This is a genomic window from Acinetobacter legionensis, assembly GCF_048552295.1.
GTDB lineage: Bacteria > Pseudomonadota > Gammaproteobacteria > Pseudomonadales > Moraxellaceae > Acinetobacter.
Genome location: NZ_JBIMCW010000078.1, coordinates 1 through 472 on the forward strand (window position 1 = coordinate 1; position 472 = coordinate 472).

General features: G+C 47.9%; 1 protein-coding gene. It reads left to right on the top strand.

The genetic code is table 11. The annotated features are described in order from the left end of the window. Positions 1-472 (top strand): thiolase family protein (locus tag ACG916_RS21525; RefSeq protein ID WP_419329364.1); only part of this gene is annotated, 472 nt, incomplete at both ends.

Consider the following 472-nt stretch of genomic DNA (forward strand, 5'->3'; position numbering starts at 1 on the left):
GTGAAGACAACCGTAATGTCGGGCGTATGTCAGCATTATTGGCAGGCTTACCTTATCAAGTGCCAGCCACTACAGTGAACCGTTTATGTGGATCATCGTTGGATGCGATTGCCATGGCAGCTCGCGCCATTAAAGCCAATGAAGCAGATTTAATCATTGCCGGTGGCGTAGAAAGCATGAGCCGTGCGCCCTATGTGATGGGCAAGTCGGACAGTGCTTTTGGACGTAGTCAAAAGATTGAAGACACCACTATGGGCTGGCGCTTTATCAATCCAAAACTCAAAGAATTGTATGGTGTGGACAGCATGCCACAAACCGCTGAAAACGTGGCAGAGCAATTCAATATTAACCGTGCGGATCAAGATCAGTTTGCGCTAAACAGCCAACAACGTACTGCGGCAGCACAAGCTCAAGGTTTTTTCAAAAATGAGATTGTGCCTGTCACTATTCCCCAGCGTAAAGGCGATGCTGT